This is a genomic window from Shewanella sp. 8A (assembly GCF_023475945.1).
In the GTDB taxonomy this organism is placed as follows: domain Bacteria; phylum Pseudomonadota; class Gammaproteobacteria; order Enterobacterales; family Shewanellaceae; genus Shewanella; species Shewanella xiamenensis.
The window spans coordinates 1-18,493 of the sequence record NZ_JAMDJP010000036.1 but is presented as its reverse complement, the minus strand read 5'-3'; the positions used below and the strand labels follow the sequence as shown (position 1 = coordinate 18,493).

Genomic DNA, 18,493 nt, shown 5'->3' with positions numbered 1-18,493 from the left:
ATTTGGAGTTGTTACTTGAGCCCAGTAACTGGGCCCTGTTGGCTGTCATTGGCTTAATTGCAGGTTTTATCGATGCCGTGGTCGGTGGTGGCGGCCTGCTCTCCATTCCGGCCCTGCTAACCCTTGGTCTCTCGCCTCACACCGCTTTAGGTACCAACAAATTTGCCGCCAGTTTTGGTTCCTCAATGGCTGCCTTTACCTATTACCGTCAACACTTACTCAAACCCGCTTTTTGGTATATGGCATTTGTCGCAACCTTTTTTGGCGCAGTTCTTGGCAGCGTATTGGTGTATTTGTTAAACGCGCAGTGGCTTGAAAAAGCCTTACCACTGCTCATTATTGGCATTGCAATTTACAGCTTGCTGAGCCCTAATGCCATCTCGGATACCGATTGTCAGACGCCGACAAAAGCCCAATCCAAGCTCAAGCAAAGCCTGCAAGGTTTATTACTAGGCATCTACGATGGTTTTGCTGGTCCCGGCATTGGCGCCTTTTGGACAGTGAGTTCAGGTTCATTATATAAATTACCTCTTTTGCATAGTTGCGCGCTCGCTAGAGCCATGACTTTTACCAGCAATTTGACGGCGCTGGCGATCTTTGGCTTTCTTGGGCAAGTCCATTGGCAAATTGGCCTGTGGATGGGGTTATGTATGATGCTCGGCTCCTTTATCGGCGCTCGCTGTGCGATAAAATTTGGTATGCCTTTTATTCGGCCTTTGTTTATATTAATTGTCCTGTCAATTGCCGCTAATCTGGCGTGGAGCGCATGGTTTTGAACACTTCGCAGCTAATCAGCACGTTGAAAAATCAGCTAAAAACATTAGAGCAAGAAGTACTGCAACACGACAGTCATCTTGCGCCGAGCCAACGCAAACTCCTACTAGATATTGAACGCTTTAATCAATCGCTGTTTATTCAAAATGGCGCCCAGTTGATGCCCTGTATTGAACAAATTCGAAGTAGTATCGGTCAGTTAGAGAAGCAAATCGCCCTAAAACTCGCGCCGCAAACCATCGCCTTAAGCTGTGAACGTATTCAAGACCGTTTTACTGCGGTTAAACGGGCGCTACTGACGACCTCAATCGATATAAAGTCTAAAAATCAACAACGTGCCAGTAAGCGCGCACGTTTTGCCCAACAACAAAACCAATCGCATCAAGCCAGCGGGTTTGCTTGGATCGCCAGCAATGTGTTACAAAATAGCCACGAAATCTATGCCGAACTGAATAAGCATCTGAATTGGGCGAAAAAATTTGAACAAAAAATTGCAGAAATGGAGTCAAAACTTGAAAACTGTCATAGTGCTGACAAAATCCGTTTGCAAAATGACATCCTTTTGATGCATCGTCGTTTGGGAAAATGCAGGCAAGCCATCAGTTATATCGAAGATCGCATTCAAGCATTCGAACGTCCGCATCAGAGCCATAATCGTTAAGGAGCAACAATGAAATCACTTTTGCCAATCAGCAGCCTGCTAATGCTACTCGGCTCTGCCTCAGCCTTTGCCGCAGATCTGAATATCCCTATGTCCTTCGAATACCTTGCCCTCGATGGCAAAAAAGTCGAGTCCAGCGTATTCAACCATAAAAGCAGCTTAGAGTTGGCGCCCGGCACCCACAAAATCGCCATTCGCTACCACGAAATGGTGGAAGACGATTTTAGTGACAGCCAAACCTTTGTTAAGTCATCTCCTTTTATTGTGACCTTAGAGGTTGATGGCGATCATCAATACTATTTACAAGCCGCTGAAGGCAAAGTCGTTAAAAAGCCTAAAGTGTTTGCCCAAAATCCCCAAGTCGTGTTAACCCGCTCCGACAAAGGTCAGGTTAATTACCAAGTGGCAAACACCGATATTGAAGAAGAAGGCTTTGTCTCTCGTCTCTTTAGCGGTAACCAAGCGGTAGATGTGTCAGGCACAGCAGCCGCAGTAACAGGCGCAGCAGGCACAGCAGCGGTGGTTGCCGCGCCAGCACCCACTTCGGCGCAGGCAGCAGTTAAGGCAACCTCATTAACCGCTCCGGTTGATACTTCTAAAGCGGCTGGCGCAAATCCACAGCAGATGTTGCAATACTGGTGGTTACAAGCCGATGAGAAAACACGTAAAGAGTTTATGAGCTGGGCTATTTCACAACTCTAATCCAGATGATCCCATTGGTTTATCACGCCAGCTACTCCAAGCTGGCGTTACCCGCCCATCACCGCTTTCCCACAACCAAATACGCACGTCTTTATCAGTATCTGCTCGATAATCAACTGGCTGTTGCGGATCAATTTCATACTCCCTCGCCGATGACGGCTGAAGATGTAATGCAGGTGCATCAGCAAGATTATGTCGAACAATTTATTCAAGGTACCTTAGCCAACACGGCCTTAAGACGCATCGGCTTTCCATGGAGTCAAGCCTTGGTCGAGCGAACCTTGCACTCGGTATCGGGGACGAGTTTAACCGCAAGCTTGGCACTACAAACGGGTATCGCCCTTCACTTAACCGGTGGCTATCACCATGCTCATTATGACTTTGGCAGTGGTTACTGTATTTTCAATGACTTGATTATCGCCGCCCGCAAACTTATCGCCGAGCAGCAACTGCATAAGGTATTGATTTTTGATTGTGACGTGCACCAAGGAGACGGCACTGCTACCCTCAGCCATAGGCATCAAGGCATTATCAGTTGTTCCATCCACTGCAAAGAGAATTTCCCCAGCCGTAAACAACAGTCACACTATGATATTGAACTAACGAAAGGTGCTGATGATAGCGCCTATCAGGAAACCGTCGAACAGACTCTCGAGCTGCTTATTCGGCTCCATCAACCAGATTTAATCCTGTATGACGCTGGTGTTGATATTCATCAGGACGATGATTTAGGCCATTTACAGATCAGCCAAGAAGGGCTCTATCAACGTGATGTTACTGTGCTCTCCATGGCAAAAGCGGCAAATATTCCTGTTGCTGCGGTAATTGGCGGCGGCTACAGCCGAGACGAACTACAATTAAGCCAAAGACATAGCCAACTTTTTATTGCAGCCAACCATTTGTGGTAGCAAACTCAATAAAAATCATCATGGAGCACAGCGATGCAACTCGAAATCCGCAACTATTACGAAGTTCTCTTAATGGAAATGTTATCCGATGAAGGCCTGATGGATGAATTGCCGGAGGATTATTTAGCCGATCTCTGCTGTGTGACACTCAATCAACTGCCCGTGCGTTATATTCGCCATTTAGTCGACACTTATTTCTTTGAAGATTATGATGAATTGCAGGAACTTAAACGCGAAATACAGGCTGCACTCGAAAAATCGCGAGCCTTTTTAAAACAGAATTTACAAAAAAGAATGCAGCAGGAAGAAGCCAACAGCTAAGTCATACGGTATAGGGCATCGCTACATCGATTTGCAACAAGGTTTTACGAGTAAATTCTGCAGTGTTGCTAAATGCTAAGCTGAGCAGTTATTGCTAATCAGTGAGTTAAAGATAAAGAAGATTGGAAAATGATGGGGAGATTTGGAGGTTCCCCTAGAGCCGACACCCCGGCACACGAGTCGCTTGCTGCGGTTGCTCCCTTCCGGGCCTGGCCGAGTTCACAAGTTATCATTGCGGGGGGACCCTAGGGTCACCATAACTTCAAGTGGATCACCAAAAGGATCATCACCGAACGACGCGGATTATCCCCTATGACCTCTATGGGATCAAGTGCTAATCCGCCCGTTTGATAAATATCCGGTTTAAATGGACAATCTATAGGCAAACCTAAGTATTGAAAATGATAAAAGCCTGCAAAGCAGGCTTTTTATTCGCTAAAAGATGTCAAGCTAACGCAAATGACTCAAGACAATGCCAAGGCGTTACAGCTTAATCATATGACGATTTTGCTCAATCAGCTTAGCACCGATCCCTGAGACATTTGCTAACTCATCAATAGTCTTAAATTGCCCATTTTGAGTGCGATAATCTATGATTGCCTGCGCTTTAGCGGCACCAATCCCCTTTAGCAGTTGTAATTGCTCAGTTGAAGCGGTATTGATGTTGACTTGAGCTGCGTCTGGCAATGCTTGTTTAGCATCGCTTGCCATATTTTTGGCCTCAGTTTTCGCTTGGTTTTGCACCTTACTCGCTTCTTTTACCGGATCAGCTGCCATTACTGGCAAGGTTAACAGGGCAGAAAATGCAATAGCAGATACCATCGCAGGTAAACTAGGTTTTAGTTTCATAATGCTTCCTCTCTCCTTGATATTCGGCCTTTCGTCCAACTTCCGTGGCCTCCAATCAAACATAGACGAAGCTTTTATGAATTTCCAAACGCCAAAGTACAAATATTACCTCTGGCTTAAATATGTAACTTTAGAGCAATGAATTTACAGATAACAATGAAGAAAAAGGATGCGGTTAATGCATCCTTGTTATAAAAATTATCCATAACCAGCTAAACAATCGTTGCTAATGCCTGGCTTAAATCAGCAATAATATCGTCGCAATCCTCCAAACCGACAGAAATTCTCAGCAGATTATCCCCAATGCCCGCAGCTGCCCGCGCTTCTGGGGAGTAAGGAGAGTGGGTCATTGAAGCCGGATGCTGAATAAGGGATTCCGCATCGCCCAAACTAACCGCAATTGAAAATAATTTAAGCTTGCCAACAAACGCCATAGCCTGAGTAAAATCCGCAGCTAATTCAAAGGCGATCACCCCTCCTGCTCGCTGCATCTGCTGACCAATAAATTGATGACCCGAATGGGATTTAAGCCCTGGATAGTACACTCGCGTCACCGCAGGGTGTTGCTCTAAAAACTCAGCAACCCGCTGGGCACTCTCGCAATGGCGCTGTAAGCGCACATCGAGAGTTTTAAGTCCCCGTAGAATAAGCCAAGCATCATGGGGTGAGATCACTGCACCGATATCCTTTAGGATTTCATACTTCACTCTGTGAAGTTGCTCTTCGCTGCCACAGACGATGCCCGCAATCACATCACCGTGACCATTTAAGTATTTAGTCGCGCTGTGAACCACTAAATCAATGCCTAGTGCAATCGGTTGCTGCAGTAGCGGCGTCATAAAAGTATTATCGACAATGCTAACTAATTGATGCCGCTTCGCAATATCGGCAATAGCTCTAAGATCAAACACCTGCAGATGAGGATTGACCGGCGTTTCACAAAAAATCACCCGAGTGTTCGGTTTGATTGCCCGCTCAATTGCCGCTAAATCGGTAAAGTCGACTAAGGTGACTTCGATGCCAAAACGGGCAAATTGGCTGGTCATAAGTGCAAAAGTGCAACCATATACCGCATTAGAAGCCACTAAATGATCGCCCATCTGCAAATTAGCGAGCAATGCCGCCGACACAGCCCCCATACCTGACGCCGTTGCCGCCGCCGCTTCAGCCCCTTCTAAAATCGCCATTTTACGCTCAAGTTCGGCCACAGTTGGATTACCAAGACGGGTATAAATATAACCGGGCTCGTTACCCGCAAAACGCTCGCCACCTTGCTGCGCCGATTCAAATACAAAAGTTGCAGTTTGATAAAGTGGTGTGACTAACGAACCGAAGGCCTCTCGCTCATGTCCTGCATGAATGGCTTGGGTCGCCGCTTTCCACATCTTGCTCGATTCATCTTGCATTGCTTACTCCTTGTTATGCCATTACATCATTCGATTCTTGATTGATTGTTCGAGGAATGATGATTTGCTTGTGTTTTTAGTCCATATAGATAAGTTAATAAAACATTAGCCCTATCGAATAAGCACTAACATACCCTGCTGAACAGTTGAAACCAGTGCAACGGTGAAAATAGCAACAGAACCACTGTAACTAAGTTGTTACATTCAGGCGTTTGGGGCAGAACATCGGCGATAAAAAATGCGCTAATGACAGAGTCATTAGCGCATTAGCATTTAGCCTAAAGTGCACTCGCGGTTTTGTGCATTCGGCTATGTTATTTGTCTTTTGCCGTTGAGCTGGTTTTTAGCTCAGCAGCCTCTAATTGGCTCTTAAGCGCATCACGCCCATCTTTGGTCAATAACTTACCAGCAAACTGCTTAAGCTCAATCAACAAATCTTGATGAACTTTCGATAATTTGGGGCGCTGCTCTTCCCTAAAACCGATTGGCCGACACAGTGCCATGGCCTGATATCCTAGGCGCGCCGTTAACAAACCGCCCCCTAATCCTTGGGCAAGCCGCGCGGATAATTTACCGGTCATCTCGACCGACAGCAATTGAGTTCCTAAGTCCGTGACTAACTCACTGGTGCCAGCATAAATAATGTTAATCACTATGCTGCGAATGAGTTTAATCCGGCTCCAATAGCCTAACTCTATCCCATAACAGGCAGCGACATCACGCAGCATTCGCTGATTACGCCAAAGAATGATCGCCATATCCAATGCAGCAAGCGGGCTAGCAGCCAATAACACTGCTGATTCAGCCGCATATCGACGCACGACTTTTTTGGCGAGTTCATCCCGCTCCGTTAGGACTAAGTCCTCAAATAACAGCACTTTTTCGGCATCGTTATGTTCATCTTTTAACGAGTGACGCAGCCGTTGTAATCCTTGGCTATCGGGGTAATGCCGTACAATATTATCGATAAAGCTATCGGCCTCACCCATTTGCATACTCAGGGCAAGCCTTGCACCTGTATCCTGGGTATCGGCAACCTGTTTTAAGCGTTTTAATTTTCGATACTCGCTAACGGCACCGACTATAGCCCAGCTCCCGACTAAACCAAGCACCACACCATAAAAACTAAATAGCCAAGGACTGGCAACCCAAGCATCCCGCAAACCAAGGCCTATTTGCACTAGCGAGAGTAGTATTAATGCCATTAGTGATAAGCGTGCCAACCAAGACCAGCGGCGAGATTGATGTAATTTAGGGCGTATCGATGCCACATCTAACACCTGCGGTTGAGCAGCTAACGTCTCTTCAACAACGTCATCAATCGCCTTTATCGGGGTTTGTGGCGCAAACATTTGCGCACTTTTTAACTCATCTGTTACAGACTGTAGTTTGACCTGTTCAGCATCAAATACTTGCTGCTTTTTAAGCGCTTGAGTTGTAATCGGAGCGACAGACTGCTCCGACTCATTTATTTGAGACTCAGTTGAATGTGGTAACGGGTCTTTTCTCATTCCAGTTTATCCCCCACAAGATACTGCAGAAGGTGATCAAGACGGATATGGTCAAAATGCACCGAAGATGGATCAAGATTACGGTTATCCGGCGGTGCAAAACCGATAAAATTAAAGCCTTGCTCACGCCAAAAAGTGGACTCAGGTAAGCGAGTGGGCACTTCGCCGGGAAACAGTGTCAGGGCTTGGCCATTCAATCCTGTGCCCTGCACGACTTCCACATCCCCATCTTGAGTGGTCACCATACCGTGGCGTGTGGCCTTAATCGCACTAATGGCCATGGTTTCGACTTTACAACCATCAAAACTAGCAAAGTGCTGACTGTGCTTGAGCATATCCGTTAACAGCGACAACACATGACTTTGTTGATCCCGCGTGACATGGTCAACCTTACTGGCGGCAAAGAGCAAACGGTCAATCCGCGGCGCAAAAAGCCGACGTAAATAACTGGATTGTCCGTATTGAAAACTCTCCATAATGGCATTTAGCGCCGCGCCCATATCTTCAAATTGTGATTTGCCACGATTTAACGCACTGAAGCAATCAACGAGCACCACCTGACGATCAAACCCTGCGAAATGTTGTTTATAAAAAGGTTTAACAACCTTAGCGACATACTCTTGATAGCGCTTTTCCAGCACATGAAAAGCGCTGTGCTTCTCACTTTGTTTAAGGTTGCTCCACTGAGCATCAGTCACAGATAACAGAGGGAAAAACGCCAGCAGCGGTGCACCTTGCCACTCACCGGGTAATAACATACGCCCCGGTTGCGCTTGGTAATACCCCTGCACATGCACTAAATCCTGTAATAACTGCTGATATTGATCGGCAAGTCGTTTCAGTTCCGCTTCATCGGCCATCGCCGCTAAATTGAGTGCATTTAACGATGTTTCAAAACCAGCATATAAAGGTGAACTCTTCAAAACCGCAAGCCGTTGCTGCTGGGCAGTACACCACTCAATATAGTTTTGGCGCAGCATAGGTAAATCTAACAGCCACTCCCCTGGATAATCCACAATATCTAAATATAGCGTTGCGGTATCGGCAAACTTGGCGAGTAATCCCTTTTGCGGCCGATATTTAATCGCTAGACGCAACTCTGAAATGGTGCGAGTCGATTCAGGCCAAGTAGGAGGATTCGAAGTCAGCGCTAACATAGCGCCCTGATAATCAAAACTCGCGATTTCAAGATCCGGCTGCATCGCTCGCTTAACCCCAAGCAAACGTTGTTCACGGCTCACCTGCCAAAGAGGCAAACCATGTTGGCGAGAATGCGATGCAGATGATGCAGCACCGCTATTGAGTAATTGATTGACTAACCCTGTAATAAAAGCCGTTTTTCCCGCTCCCGATAACCCTGTTACTGCAAGTCGCAAATGCCTATCGGCCGTTCTGTGGAGCAAAGATTGACTCTTTTGCGTGATTTTGTGGATCGATACATCAAGCATTCCCATAAGGATTTCCCTAAATGTTGAATGAGATAACTATATACTGGAATCAACGAGAGATGACACTGGAATCAACGAAAGATAAAACAACAAGGGCGGACATGGCCGCCCTTTAGAGGGATTACAAGCTATTGATTTGTCTTTTTAAATCAAAATTGTCAGACGTCACATGGCGCTCAAGGTTTTGCAATCTCACCTCAAGGCTCCTAAACTGACGATTCACATCGCTTAGCGCCTGTTTAGCTGGCTCTCCCGACTGCCAAGGTTTCTTCTTCACTTCAATGTCATCCCTAACAGAGCTATTTTGAGGTTTGATATCGAGTATCACCCATAACGCCACATAGATGATAAAGACAACACCCGAACCACCTAATAGAAAGATAGAAACAGCAAGTACGCGTACTAACCAAGTTTCAATCGCAAAGTACTCAGCAATCCCTGCACACACTCCGGCGATTTTACCTGACTGGGGAATACGGTACAAAGTTCGACCACTAGATCCTCTCATGTTTCCCCCTCCATTCAGGCGATTCAGAATCGAGAATCGCCTCTAAGGTTTCGATACGCGCAGCCATTTTATCGGCTTTCGCAATCAAGTCATTCAGCTGTGAAAACTCTTCCTCAGTGAGTCCCTGGCTCACTTGTCGCTTACTGCGATAATGAAGAACTAACCATATAGGCGCCACCACTATCATAAAGATGATAATCGGAGCCATTAGTATGTCCATATCCATAACTCACCTCTAAAATGTTATTCTTTTGACTTTGTGGGAGCTTTGCCTTTCACTTTTGCCTTGAGCGCTTCCAACTCAGCATTGACTGAATCTTCAGCTTCTAATGCCGCAAACTCATCAGCTAAGGTTTTTTTGCTGCCAAGATCGTAGGATTCAACCTGCGCTTCTAATCCTTCAACACGGCGTTCATATTGCTCAAACTTAAGCATGGCATTATCAATTTTGCTTGAGTCTAACTGCTTTTTCACTTCTAAACGTGATGACGCAGTTTGAGTGCGCAAAATAATGGTCTTTTGGCGCGCTTTTGCATCTAACAGTTTTTCCTGTAACAGGCTCACTTCATCTTTTAAACGAGCGATATGCTCATCCAGCACTGCCAACTCTTGGTTTAAAGTATCCACTAAACCCGCCGCTTTTTGTTTTTCAACTAAAGCCGCTTTGGCTAAATCTTCGCGGTCCTTTGAAAGTGCCAGTTCCGCTTTATCCTGCCAATCCTGAACTTGCTCCTCGACTCGGCTGATACGGCGATGCAATTCTTTCTTTTCAGCCAATACCTTAGCTGAGGTTGAACGCACTTCTACCAGTGTATCTTCCATTTCTTGGATGATCAGGCGAACCATTTTTTCAGGGTCTTCGGCTTTGTCGAGTAATGCGCTGATATTAGAGTTAATGATATCGGCGAAACGAGAGAAAATACCCATAATGCTATCCTCAAATTGATGTTGGTCTCGCTTAAGGTAATACACTAACTGTGCCAACTTTTATTTATTATTTAAATTCAATTAGATAAACAAAATTTTAACTTTTCCTTTATTTTACAACGCAAGCCACTTATTATGATTTTCACCAAAATTTAGCGTTAAAGACTAAAAAATATCGTGGATAATAAATTTCAGCAAGACAATCTAATCGGTCAATCAAACGCCCTACTTGAAGTATTAGAGCACGTCTCACAAATCGCTCCGTTATCAAAACCTGTACTGATCATTGGTGAACGAGGCACAGGTAAAGAGCTGATTGCCGAACGCCTACATTATCTGTCTAAGCGCTGGGATCAAAATTTTATTAAGCTAAATTGTTCATCTTTGAGCGAAAACTTGCTTGAAAGTGAATTATTTGGCCACGAATCTGGGGCCTTTACAGGTGCTAAAGGTAAACACGAAGGCCGTTTTGAACGGGCTGATGGTGGAACACTGTTTCTTGACGAGTTAGCCAATACCTCTGGATTGATTCAAGAAAAACTACTGCGAGTTATCGAGTACGGTGAATTTGAACGTGTCGGTGGCAGTAAAACCATTCAAGCGGATGTGCGCCTTATCTGCGCCGCCAACGAAGATTTACCCTCACTGGCCGAGGCCGGTGAATTTCGGGCCGACTTACTCGATCGTTTAGCCTTCGATGTGATCACACTGCCGCCACTACGTTGTCGTCCAGAAGATATCATGACATTAGCCGAATACTTTGCAGTGGGAATGGCTCGGCAACTCAAACTCGAACTCTTTAGTGGCTTTAGTGCAAATGCCATCGAGCAGCTCATGAGTCATGACTGGCCCGGTAATATTCGTGAGCTTAAAAACGTAGTTGAGCGCAGTGTTTACCGTAATTGCGGTGAAAATCGTCCCATCGAGCACATTATTCTCGACCCTTTCGCCTCCCCGTACCGGCCGACAACTCGAGTGCGCACTCTTGAGCGTCAGGTGGTGCCCACACCGCACTCAACCATCATAAGCCCTCCCACCGTTACGGCAAAAACCGATATTGATGTCATTGCACCTAGTGAAGCGCCGTTAAATGACTTTAGTTTTCCATTAGACTTTAAAGAACAAACCGAGCGTTATGAGATGGAGCTTATTCAGCAAGCCTTATCGGCGAGCCAATATAATCAAAAGAAGACCGCTGAAATCTTGGGGTTAAGTTATCATCAGCTACGTGGCATTCTAAAAAAATACAATTTGCTCGATAAAGCATAAGCTGATTGCCCATGGGCGAGATGCACTGCTAAAATAGTCGTTCATAGTCGATAAAATAATGATTTATAAATGAGTGTGCTAATTAGACGCCTGTGCCTAGCAACTGCGGTATTCTGCATGAGTGGGTTGTTGGTTGCATGTGGCCCCCAACGACTTCCTTCTGGTTTGGTCTATTGTTCCGAAGGGAATCCCGAGTCTTTTAATCCGCAGTTGGTGACCTCAGGCACTACGATCGACGCCACTTCACACCTGATTTATAGCCGCTTAGTAGACTATGACGCGCTCTCTGGTCAGTTGGTTCCGGCCTTGGCAACCAGTTGGGCTGAAAGTGATGATGGTCTTAGTTATCGTTTTACGCTCAGGGAGGATGTTAAGTTTCAGCATTCTTCCCGTTTTACGCCAAGTCGCTCATTTAACGCCGACGACGTACTGTTTTCCTTCAATCGAATTATCGATAAGCATCACCCTTACCATGGTGTGTCACGCACTGGTTATCCCTTTTTTCAAAGCATTGGTTTTTCTGAACAAGTTAAAAGTGTTGAAAAAATCAATGACTATGAAGTCATCTTTCGCTTAGCCCGTAAGGATGCTTCATTTTTATCGAATTTAGCGACTGACTTTGCCGTTATTCTCTCCAGTGAGTACGCCGAACAACAACTTGCACTAGGTCACCCGGAAAATGTTGACCATTTTGCCATTGGTACAGGGCCTTTTACTTTAGTGCATTACGCCAAAAACGAATATATTCGCTATCGCCGTAATCCGGATTTTTGGGGAGAACCCGCCAATGTCGAGATGTTGGTCTATGATATCACCCCAAAAAGCACCGTGAGATTAGCAAAGTTAATCGCGGGTGACTGCAGTGTTTCAGCCCTGCCAAAAGCAGGGGAACTTCCCGTTATTAAGCAACATGAACAGCTCAATATCGAATCACAACCCGGCCTTAACGTAGCATTTTGGGCATTTAACACTCAAAAAGCGCCATTAAATGATGTTCGAGTTCGCCGCGCGCTCGCCCATGCGGTGGATAAACAAAATATCTTACGTGCTGTGTATCAAAACACCGCAATAGAGGCGATAGGCGTACTTCCACCAGCCTCTTGGGCCTACGACAGCAATAAGAAGCTACTCGATTATAATCCCCAAAAAGCCAGAGACCTGCTAAAAGAGGCAGGTATTAACAATCTCAGCATCGATATTTGGGCAATGCCTGTTGCGAGAGCTTATAATCCTAATGCACTGAAAACAGCTGAGTTAATTCAATCTGATTTGGCCAATATCGGTGTTAAAGTCAACATAATCAGTTACGACTGGAGTGTCTTTACCCAAAGATTAAGTCGAGATGAATACGATTCAGTGCTCATCGGCTGGAACGCCGATAACAGTGATCCCGATAACTTTTTCACGCCACTGCTTAGCTGCGCGTCGATGCAATCAAACAACAACCGCTCTCGCTGGTGCAATAAACAGTTTGATACCATTCTAGACAGAGCAAGAGAAGTCTCAACACAAGCAGAGCGCAAACAAATTTATCAAGAAGCCGAAGCATTCATCGCCGAGCAAGTACCAATGCTGAGTTTGGCTCATGCCAAACGGGTCGCTTTAACGCGTAATAATGTACATAATATGCAACTCACGCCTTTTGGCGGCATTTCCTTTACAAAAACCAGCCAAACCACACAGGAGACTAACTGATGTTAAGATACCTGTTACGGCGCCTCAATTTATTCCTAGCGACTTCACTCGTCATGATTGGTGTCCTATTTTATGCAACAGGTTTGTTCCCCATTGAACGCACCTTTGCCCTCACAGGAATACATTCACCATCGGCAGCTCAGCTTAGCCAAATCGAACAAGACTATAAGTTAGATAGCAACAAGGCGTTGCAGTTTATTGCTTATTTGCAGCAAAGGCTGAGTGGTAACTTAGGGGTTTCAGTGACGTCCCATCAAAGCGTTGCAGAGGAGTTAAGTACCGTACTCCCCGCCTCCTTCGAGCTCGCAGTCATGGCCGCGGTAATCGCCATTGGTTTAGGCGTGCCTTTGGGCGTTTTGGCTTCACAAAGTCAGCATAAACTCACCCAAAATACCATTATGGCTATTACTCTTACGGGTTACTCTGTTCCAGTCTTTTGGTTGGGACTGTATTTATCGCTTTGGTTTGGTGTCGATCTCGGTTGGTTGCCAATATCGGGGCAACTCAATCTTTTATATGAGATAAAACCCGTCACTGGTTTTATGCTGGTCGATATCCTACTGTCTGATTCGGAGTATCGCATATCGGCGTTTAAGGATGCACTGCTACACATTATTCTGCCAGCGACAACGCTCGCAGTGCTGCCTTTTACTGTGGTAGTACGTAGCACACGTTCTGCAATGATGAATGTGATGAACCAAACCTTTATCCGCGCAGCCGAAGCCAGAGGCATGCACACCAATACCATTATTTTACGCCATGCCTTACCCAACGCGCTTATCCCTGTATTAAAGCACTTAGGTTTAATGCTAGGTGCCTTTGCTAGCTATGCTATTGTTGTTGAAGTGATATTTTCATGGCCAGGTGTAGGCTCTTGGTTAGTATCAGGAATTTATCAGCGGGATTACACGGTTATTCAAGGTGGAATATTGGCTGTCGCCTTGCTGATCATCTTTTTAAGTATTTTGATTGAAGTGCTACATACCGTCTTCAATCCATTAAGCAGAAAAGATCTTTATGCCTCCAGTTAAAATTTATCAGGAAGATCAAATTGCTTCCCCAATGATGCGGGTCTGGCAAAATTTTTCGGCAAACCCTTTTGCCTTGGCGGGATTGTGGACCATTATTTTTCTGCTGCTGCTCACCCTCTTTGGTCCAATGATTGCGCCTTTCGCACCAGAGGCTCAAGATCCACGCGCCCTATTGTTACCTCCCTCATGGGATCCTTCCGGCACTGTGGCGCATTTTTTAGGCACCGACGATCTTGGCCGGGATATTTTTAGCCGCTTGCTACATGGCGCGCATTTAACCTTTGGCATGGCATTAATGATTGTCGGTACAGCTCTGTTTACTGGATTTATCATCGGCTCACTTTCCGGCATGATGCGTGGATTAAAGTCTAGTATTTTGGGCCATTTGCTCGATGCATTGCTGTCAATCCCTTCGCTTCTGATGGCGATTTTAGTGGTTGCCGTTATGGGGCCAGGACTTGAAAACGTGTTTTGGGCCGTAGGCATTGCCTTGACGCCACAGTTTGTCCGCTCTATTCATCAATCGGTCCATGAAGAATTACAAAAAGAATATGTTACCGCTGCCCGTTTGGATGGAGCCAATTCAATGCAGATTTTTTGGTATGTGATCATGCCAAACGTCTGGGAAGTAGTGATTATTCAAACCACGTTAGCCATTTCTGCCGCGATTTTAGATATTGCTGCCCTCGGCTTTTTAAGTCTTGGTGCTCAAGCCCCTAGCCCAGAATGGGGCGCTATGGTGGCGCAAGGCATGGATAATTTATTGACCGCACCTTGGACTGTAACTATTCCAGGGCTAGCGATTCTCTTTAGTGTGCTTGCCATTAACTTGGTAGGCGATGGCTTGAGATCGGCGCTTGCGCCCATCAGAAACTAACCTATGCCATTACTCGACGTTAGAAACCTGACTATTGAACTCGACACGCCCCACGGCAAAGTGCGAGCTCTTGAGAAAGTAAGCTTGACCTTGAATGCGGGTGAAATCCACGGCCTAGTGGGTGAATCCGGCTCGGGCCGAAGTCTACTCGCCAGAGCTATTCTAGGGATCCCTGGCCCCAACTGGACCATTACTGCCGACCGCATGATGTGGGATGGTAACAATCTGATGGCCATGACCTCGAAGGAGCGCCGTAATCTGATGGGCTCAGATATGGCGATGATATTCCAAGACCCATCAGGCAGCCTTGATCCTTCGCAAACCGTGGGTAGCCAGCTGATGCAGGCCATGCCTAAGAATCCTAAAGCTTATTTTTGGCAAAAGCACAAACATGCCAAACTCACGGCGCAGAAATGGCTACACAAAGTTGGCATTAAAAATCCGCAAAAAGTCATGTCCAGCTATGCATGGGAATTATCCGAAGGCGAATGCCAAAAAGTGATGATCGCCATGGCAATTGCCAACCAGCCTAGATTATTAATTGCAGATGAGCCGACAAACTCGATGGAGCTGAGTACTCAGGCGCAGATATTTCGCCTACTATCACAGCTTAACCAACTGCAAAATGTGTCAATCTTAATCATCAGTCATGAGCTTGAGACCCTCGCCCAATGGTGCGATCACTTATCGGTACTCTATTGCGGCCAAGTGATGGAGTCAGGGCCGACGGATGAATTAATTAATCAGCCCTATCATCCTTACACTAAGGCACTCTTGGATAATATGCCGGATTATTCGGGGATAGAGGCGCACAAGGCCATTATGCCAACACTGCCAGGCTCGGCGCCAGCACTCCAACATCTCCCCATTGGTTGTCGCTTAGGGCCAAGATGTCCTGAGGCGCAAAAGAAATGTGTTAATCAGCCAAGTTTGAGTCATTCAAGAGACCGCTACTTTGCCTGCCATTTCCCTTACCACGGTGAAACGACAAATGACGACTCCACTGCTTAAAGTTAACGATCTCTTTAAAAGGTATGATACTGGTTATAAAGGCTTTACCCGCCAATATAACGATGCCTTAGCCCCGGTTTCCTTTGAACTCAATCGCGGTGAGACCTTAGCCATCGTGGGTGAAGCTGGCTCAGGTAAAAGTACTCTTGCACGTATTTTAGTGGGCGCAGAACCGCGCAGCGGCGGTGAAATTTACTTCGAAGGCGAAGCCTTAGACAGCCGTAATATCAAACAACGCTGCCGCCTTATTCGGATGATTTTTCAAGATCCTAATACCTCGCTCAACCCAAGGCTCACCATTGGTCAGTTACTCGATGAACCATTGCGCTTTAACACTCAGCTATCTGCCAAAGAGCGTAATTCTCAAGTAATTGAGACATTAAGGAAAGTCGGTTTATTACCTGAACATTCTGACTTTTATCCGCATATGATTTCTGAAGGCCAAAAACAGCGGGTTGCCGTGGCGCGTGCGCTAATGCTCAACCCCAAAATCATTATCGCCGATGAAGCGTTGACCGCTTTAGATCTGTCCGTACGCTCGCAAATCCTCAATTTGCTACTGAAATTGCAAAAAGACTTAGGCTTGTCATATATTTTTGTGTCCCATAACCTCAATATTATTCGCCATGTTAGCGATAAAATTATGGTTCTTCATAAAGGCGTTATGGTTGAGAAAGCTCTAACAGAACAGATATTTAATTCACCGCAGCACGAATATACCCAAAGGCTTATTCAGGAGCAGAGCCTGTTTGTTCATAAGCGTTAAACTGCTCCAACCACTTAAATATTCAGGCAAATTGGCTAAAAATAGATGCCATTTAATCGCCGAAGTATTTATCCTATTGGTCATTTTGATAGAAGAAGCTTAAACATGATTATCAAACCCAAAATTCGTGGATTCATTTGTACCACTACTCATCCCGTTGGTTGCGAAGCTAACGTTCAAGAACAAATTGCCTTAACCAAAGCGAAGGGCAAAATCGCCAACGGGCCTAAAAAAGTCCTCGTTGTTGGTTCATCAAGTGGTTATGGCCTGTCTTCACGCATTGCCGCCGCCTTTGGTAGCGATGCAGCAACTATTGGTGTGTTCTTCGAAAAACCAGGTACAGAAGCTAAGCCAGGTACTGCTGGCTGGTACAACTCTGCCGCTTTCGACAAGTTTGCCAAAGCTGAAGGTTTGTACTCTAAGAGCATCAACTGCGATGCCTTTAGCCATGAAGCTAAACAAAAAGTCATTGAGCTAATCAAGCAAGATTTAGGTCAAGTGGATATGGTGGTGTATTCATTAGCATCACCTGTGCGCAAACTGCCTGACTCTGGTGAGCTGGTGCGCTCAGCGCTCAAACCAATTGGTGAGACTTACACTGCAACAGCCGTTGATACAAATAAAGACTGCATTATTGAAGCGACAGTTGAGCCCGCAACAGAGCAAGAAATTGCCGATACAGTAACAGTGATGGGCGGCCAAGATTGGGAATTGTGGATTAACGCGCTCGCCGAGGCTGGCGTATTGAGCGACAACTGCAAGACCGTTGCCTATAGCTATATCGGTACAGAGTTAACTTGGCCAATCTACTGGCATGGCGCATTAGGTAAAGCCAAAATGGATTTAGACCGTGCTGCAAAAGCCTTAAACGATAAGCTCTCAGTGACAGGCGGTAGCGCCAACGTTGCCGTGCTCAAAAGCGTTGTCACTCAAGCCAGCTCAGCCATCCCAGTGATGCCACTGTATATTGCAATGGTGTTTAAGAAGATGCGCCAAGAAGGCCTGCACGAAGGCTGTATGGAGCAAATCTATCGAATGTTCAGTGAGCGTCTGTTCCGTGCCGATGGTGCAAAACCTGAGACCGACAGCGACAACCGTCTGCGTTTAGACGATTGGGAACTGCGCGAAGATATCCAGCAGCATTGCCGTGATCTGTGGCCACAAGTGACCACTGAAAATCTATCAGAGCTGACCGATTATCAAGAATATAAAGCCGAGTTTATTAAACTTTTCGGCTTTGGTATTGAAGGCATCGACTACGACGCTGATGTGAATCCGTACGTTGAGTTCGATGTGATCGAGCTGTAATCGTCACGATTACAGCTTGCTTTTAAACGCCACCCTCGGGTGGCGTTTTTATTTGCTGCAAACCCATGGCAATAGGCTAGAATAGCATGACCATTCAACACTAAATAAGGATAAAGAATGAAGATCAGTGCACGTAATACCCTAAGTGGCACTATTACCGCAATCGAAATTGGCTTTGTAAACAACGAAGTCACTATCGAACTGGCACCGGGCGTAGTGTTAACCTCCGTCGTAACTAAAGCCTCCTGTGAGCGTTTAAACTTGAAGGTGGGTGATTCGGCTTACGCACTCATTAAAGCCAGCAGCGTGATGATTGGCGTGGATGATTAAGCTGCTGAAATAGCGCCCATATCGTTTGATAACGCACAAACAAAAAGGCCAAGTAAACACTTGGCCTTTTCTATTTGATTTGTCTCGTCCTGAAATACGTTGACATAAAGAGGACTTCTTTATGACAACATCAATTAACTCAAGCCGTAAGCGCACACAACGAGATTACACCTTAGCCTTTAAATTAGGCG

General features: G+C 45.8%; 20 protein-coding genes, 1 other RNA gene and 1 pseudogene. 14 read left to right on the top strand and 8 right to left on the bottom strand.

Annotation, left to right across the window (positions count from 1 at the left end; translation table 11 throughout):
- Positions 1-2: 2 nt before the first annotated feature.
- From M0413_RS19555 to M0413_RS19535, 5 genes are read left to right on the top strand one after another with little or no spacing between them, the layout of a single operon-like run.
- The gene (locus M0413_RS19555) at positions 3-776 is read left to right on the top strand and encodes a sulfite exporter TauE/SafE family protein (RefSeq protein WP_069454733.1); all 774 of its coding nucleotides are present in this window, start codon (positions 3-5) and stop codon (positions 774-776) included.
- Positions 767-1,435: a primosomal replication protein gene (locus M0413_RS19550; RefSeq protein ID WP_170919380.1), complete on the top strand. Its 669-nt coding sequence runs from the start codon at positions 767-769 to the stop codon at positions 1,433-1,435. The genes M0413_RS19555 and M0413_RS19550 overlap by 10 nt, the downstream gene beginning before the upstream one ends.
- Positions 1,436-1,444: 9 nt before the next feature.
- Complete coding sequence (locus tag M0413_RS19545; protein ID WP_037428139.1) at positions 1,445-2,137, top strand: DUF2057 domain-containing protein; 693 nt, start codon at positions 1,445-1,447, stop codon at positions 2,135-2,137.
- Between the two features lie 5 nt (positions 2,138-2,142).
- Positions 2,143-3,045, top strand: coding sequence for a histone deacetylase family protein (locus M0413_RS19540; RefSeq protein WP_139122644.1), 903 nt, complete (start codon positions 2,143-2,145; stop codon positions 3,043-3,045).
- Between the two features lie 33 nt (positions 3,046-3,078).
- The gene (locus M0413_RS19535) at positions 3,079-3,366 is read left to right on the top strand and encodes a late competence development ComFB family protein (RefSeq protein ID WP_037417243.1); all 288 of its coding nucleotides are present in this window, start codon (positions 3,079-3,081) and stop codon (positions 3,364-3,366) included.
- Between the two features lie 151 nt (positions 3,367-3,517).
- Here the strand turns inward: M0413_RS19535 and ffs are convergent.
- The 8 genes from ffs to pspA form a co-directional block, all read right to left on the bottom strand.
- An RNA gene (ffs, locus tag M0413_RS19530) (signal recognition particle sRNA small type) lies at positions 3,518-3,615 on the bottom strand.
- Between the two features lie 234 nt (positions 3,616-3,849).
- Positions 3,850-4,215 (bottom strand): ComEA family DNA-binding protein, encoded by a 366-nt coding sequence (locus M0413_RS19525; RefSeq protein ID WP_037417240.1) that lies wholly within the window; start codon positions 4,213-4,215, stop codon positions 3,850-3,852.
- 212 nt (positions 4,216-4,427) lie between these two features.
- The gene (gene megL / locus M0413_RS19520; RefSeq protein WP_037417238.1) at positions 4,428-5,621 is read right to left on the bottom strand and encodes a methionine gamma-lyase; all 1,194 of its coding nucleotides are present in this window, start codon (positions 5,619-5,621) and stop codon (positions 4,428-4,430) included.
- A 314-nt stretch (positions 5,622-5,935) separates the two neighbouring features.
- Positions 5,936-7,132 carry a TIGR01620 family protein gene (locus M0413_RS19515; protein ID WP_249555359.1) on the bottom strand — a complete coding sequence of 399 codons (1,197 nt, stop codon included), beginning with the start codon at positions 7,130-7,132 and terminating at the stop codon, positions 5,936-5,938.
- Positions 7,129-8,586, bottom strand: a complete 1,458-nt coding sequence (locus tag M0413_RS19510) for a YcjX family GTP-binding protein (protein WP_249555357.1) — start codon at positions 8,584-8,586, stop codon at positions 7,129-7,131. The genes M0413_RS19515 and M0413_RS19510 overlap by 4 nt, the downstream gene beginning before the upstream one ends.
- A 115-nt stretch (positions 8,587-8,701) precedes the next feature.
- Positions 8,702-9,088: an envelope stress response membrane protein PspC gene (gene pspC / locus M0413_RS19505; protein ID WP_037417230.1), complete on the bottom strand. Its 387-nt coding sequence runs from the start codon at positions 9,086-9,088 to the stop codon at positions 8,702-8,704.
- Complete coding sequence (gene pspB / locus M0413_RS19500) at positions 9,075-9,314, bottom strand: envelope stress response membrane protein PspB (protein WP_086024023.1); 240 nt, start codon at positions 9,312-9,314, stop codon at positions 9,075-9,077. Before pspB ends, pspC begins: the two co-directional genes overlap by 14 nt.
- Before the next feature lie 17 nt (positions 9,315-9,331).
- Positions 9,332-10,015: a phage shock protein PspA gene (gene pspA / locus M0413_RS19495; protein ID WP_011071928.1), complete on the bottom strand. Its 684-nt coding sequence runs from the start codon at positions 10,013-10,015 to the stop codon at positions 9,332-9,334.
- Positions 10,016-10,192: 177 nt separating this feature from the next.
- Between pspA and pspF the strand changes: the two genes are divergently transcribed.
- From pspF to M0413_RS19450, 9 genes and pseudogenes are all read left to right on the top strand, one after another.
- Positions 10,193-11,284 (top strand): phage shock protein operon transcriptional activator, encoded by a 1,092-nt coding sequence (pspF, locus tag M0413_RS19490; protein WP_037428146.1) that lies wholly within the window; start codon positions 10,193-10,195, stop codon positions 11,282-11,284.
- A gap of 69 nt (positions 11,285-11,353) precedes the next feature.
- Positions 11,354-12,979: an ABC transporter substrate-binding protein gene (locus M0413_RS19485; protein WP_249555355.1), complete on the top strand. Its 1,626-nt coding sequence runs from the start codon at positions 11,354-11,356 to the stop codon at positions 12,977-12,979.
- Positions 12,979-14,010 (top strand): ABC transporter permease subunit, encoded by a 1,032-nt coding sequence (locus tag M0413_RS19480; RefSeq protein ID WP_037417220.1) that lies wholly within the window; start codon positions 12,979-12,981, stop codon positions 14,008-14,010. Before M0413_RS19485 ends, M0413_RS19480 begins: the two co-directional genes overlap by 1 nt.
- Positions 13,997-14,887: an ABC transporter permease subunit gene (locus tag M0413_RS19475; protein WP_037417217.1), complete on the top strand. Its 891-nt coding sequence runs from the start codon at positions 13,997-13,999 to the stop codon at positions 14,885-14,887. The genes M0413_RS19480 and M0413_RS19475 overlap by 14 nt, the downstream gene beginning before the upstream one ends.
- A 3-nt stretch (positions 14,888-14,890) precedes the next feature.
- A complete protein-coding gene (locus M0413_RS19470) occupies positions 14,891-15,898 on the top strand; it encodes a peptide ABC transporter ATP-binding protein (RefSeq protein ID WP_037417214.1) in 1,008 nt (335 codons plus the stop codon).
- Positions 15,879-16,664, top strand: coding sequence for a peptide ABC transporter ATP-binding protein (locus tag M0413_RS19465; RefSeq protein ID WP_249555352.1), 786 nt, complete (start codon positions 15,879-15,881; stop codon positions 16,662-16,664). Before M0413_RS19470 ends, M0413_RS19465 begins: the two co-directional genes overlap by 20 nt.
- A gap of 105 nt (positions 16,665-16,769) precedes the next feature.
- Entirely contained in the window at positions 16,770-17,972 is a 1,203-nt protein-coding gene (gene fabV, locus M0413_RS19460; RefSeq protein WP_037428157.1) for an enoyl-ACP reductase FabV, read from the top strand.
- A gap of 117 nt (positions 17,973-18,089) precedes the next feature.
- On the top strand, positions 18,090-18,302 hold the full coding sequence (locus M0413_RS19455; protein WP_249555350.1) for a TOBE domain-containing protein: 213 nt from the start codon (positions 18,090-18,092) through the stop codon (positions 18,300-18,302).
- Positions 18,303-18,423: 121 nt separating this feature from the next.
- Positions 18,424-18,493 (top strand): annotated as a pseudogene (locus tag M0413_RS19450) (valyl-tRNA synthetase); the annotation flags it as partial.